Source organism: Acinetobacter sp. 1566109 (genome assembly GCF_000582255.1).
Classification (GTDB): domain Bacteria; phylum Pseudomonadota; class Gammaproteobacteria; order Pseudomonadales; family Moraxellaceae; genus Acinetobacter; species Acinetobacter nosocomialis.
The window spans coordinates 1-2,722 of sequence record NZ_JEYB01000122.1; the positions used below are offsets into that span (position 1 = coordinate 1).

Here is a 2,722-nt window from a genome sequence, read left to right on the forward strand (position 1 = left end):
ATAGGCAAATGAAAGTTAAAGGATTTTGGAAGTAAGGTGTTTAAATCTAATTGATTAGAGAGTTGATATTTCGTCATTAAATCGCCATAAAAAGGCATGTGTATATGTAAATCTCTTAAATTAACTCTACAGTGCAATTGTTTTAAGCCCAGTTTAAAGACTCTTAGCCAGTGCTCTTTTAAACGATGTGCTGTGTAATTTTGTTGATTCATCCCATGGATAAATATAATTTTCATTGTATACAAGGAATTGTTTTTAATATAAATTTTAATCTACAACGGTAGATTCTATAAAGCCAGTATCTAAACAAAAAAAAGTGTAGCTTTTTGCTACACTTTTTAATTACAAGCACTTAGGCCTTATGGCGATAAAAAATAAAATAACTGATATAGCATAAAGCCGTAAAAATTAAGCAACCTACAAAACCTGCTCGCATTTGAGGGTCTGCTGCCATACTTAAACAGGTAATAAAGCAGAATAGAAAACCCAAAATTGGGACAATAGGAAATAATGGTGCAGCATATTTTAAATCTTTAACCGTATGTCCAGCTCGGTACCAGTGTCTACGGAAATTGAACTGACTTAAACAGATACTCATCCAGACAATAACCATGGTGAAAGCTGCAACGCCGAGTAAGTTTTTAAAGATGGTTTCAGGTGCAAACTGTTCCGATAACAAACCTGGGATTGCGCCAAACATGGTGACTACTAAAGCAACAATAGGTGTCCCACTTTTTGAAAGCTTGGCAAATACACTTGGAAGAAGCTTTTGTTCTGATAAAGACCACATCATGCGTGAAGCGGCATACAAACCCGAATTGGCGGCTGAGAGCAGTGCAGTAATAATTACAAAACGAATGATATCATCTGCATATGGAATACCAATGTAATTAAATACAGTAACGAAAGGACTGCTACTTACACTTTCACTGCTTAAGCCTGCAAGCTGGAAAGGGAGTAATGCACTGATCACAATAATGGTACCGACAAAGAAAATAAGAAGGCGCCAGATTGCAGCATTAATCGCTTTAGGGACGTTTTGTGCAGGATCTTTAGTTTCACCAGCAGCCACACCAATTAGTTCTGTCCCAGAGAACGCAAAATTCACAATCAGCATGGTAGTAAAGATAGGGAGGAAACCGTGTGGGAACCAGCCTTGGGCTGTTAAATTACTAAACAGAGGAGCAGTTTGAGCGCCATGAAAAGGAATTAAACCAAAAATGGCTAATAACCCAAGCACAATAAAGGCAATAACGGTAACAACCTTAACAAGCGCTAACCAGAACTCAGATTCAGCAAATACTCGAGTTGAACTAATATTTAGCCCAAAAATCGTCACTGCAAAAATAAGTGTCCAGATCCACATTGAAATTTGCGGCAACCATTCCTGCATGAGTAGGGCAGCGGCGGTAAATTCGGTCCCTAGCGTTGCTGTCCATGTTAGCCAATACATCCATGAAATCATGTAGCCTGTACTTGGACTAATGTACTTTTGGGCATATGCACCAAAAGAGCCAGAAACAGGCATGTGCACAGCCAGCTCGCCTAAACAGAGCATAACCATGTAAGCAATTGCACCCCCAAGAATGTAGGCAATAATTGCGCCAATAGGTCCAGTTTGTGAAATGACTTCCCCTGAACCCAAAAATAAACCAGTACCGATTGCACCGCCTAGCGATAACATCACAAGGTGGCGAGTACTCATGGCTCTTTTTAAAGGTGCAGTACTGTTCTGATGCTGAGCATCTAGTTGATTGTCAGATGGCTGCATATTACACATTGAGAGAATTTAAGAAAGACGCTATTTTAGATAAAATAGACAAATGTGCAATCAAGAAGGTGTCAAAGAATAGACAGGAAGGTGACGATAGAGTCTTTAAAAGGAATTTTTAAAATAGAAAATGGCGTCCCTACGGGGATTCGAACCCCGGTTACCGCCGTGAAAGGGCGATGTCCTAGGCCTCTAGACGATAGGGACGTTTCAGAGGTGGGCGTATATTAGGTCGATTTAATAAAAGTGTCAAATAGTTTTCTGAAGAAATATTAAAAAAAACATTCAAGCGCTTAAAAATAACTCAAATTGTAGAAAATATAGGCATTTATGGCTAATTTTTATTGAAAAGGTTCAATAATTGCTTTGATGACTGCATGGTGTTGTAAGTACCCTACAATTTCATGGGGTTGGTTCGCAAAAGTAAAAATTTCTTGATTGATAATTGGTGGAGTGAAATTAAAAGGTGCTTCACTTAATGGGAAAGCTGTTAAAAAATCATCTTTTGAGTAGAAATTATACCAATCGCCATTGAGGCATTTTGGTCGTTCAATCGGAATAGGGAGTTTACTTTGGATCACCCGAAAAGAAAGTGGTGAAGCTAAGGTAACAAAGCGTTGTACTGAAAAGTGATAAGCCGGGTCTGATAACAAGTGAAATGCGATCACGGAACCTAAAGAGTGAGCGACTACAATACAATCTTCATCATCATGCATTTGTTTTAAAATTCTTTGATGAACTTCGTACATAAAATCAGGATTAGATAAGTACATGTAAGTTTCAATCAAGAATTGTTGAATTAAGCTCTCATGTAATTTAGGAAAATTATTTAAAAGAACCACCATTTCTTTAAGAACGCGATCTTTTACTAACTGTGAAGTCAGATATAAACGTTCTGATAAGCTTTCTGTGGGTTGATCGGGGGAAAGAGGAAGATGTGGCACAAAAGGA

Annotated in this window: 2 protein-coding genes, 1 tRNA gene and 1 pseudogene; all 4 read right to left on the bottom strand. The window is 38.1% G+C overall.

Translation table 11 applies throughout. The features are described from left to right. Nucleotides 1-236, bottom strand: a pseudogene (locus tag J582_RS0105465) (hypothetical protein); the annotation flags it as partial. Between the two features lie 116 nt (nucleotides 237-352). Further along, nucleotides 353-1,771: an amino acid permease gene (locus J582_RS24475; RefSeq protein WP_031982134.1), complete on the bottom strand. Its 1,419-nt coding sequence runs from the start codon at nucleotides 1,769-1,771 to the stop codon at nucleotides 353-355. Between the two features lie 131 nt (nucleotides 1,772-1,902). Next, nucleotides 1,903-1,978 (bottom strand) — tRNA-Glu (locus J582_RS24480). A gap of 134 nt (nucleotides 1,979-2,112) precedes the next feature. Continuing rightward, on the bottom strand, nucleotides 2,113-2,722 hold a 610-nt coding region (locus tag J582_RS24485; protein ID WP_032048826.1), incomplete at its 5' end, for a hypothetical protein.

Excerpts from the sequence above, each read along its gene's own strand:
- J582_RS24475 (WP_031982134.1), bottom strand. The coding sequence starts at position 1,771 with ATGCAGCCATCTGACAATCAACTAGATGCTCAGCATCAGAACAGTACT.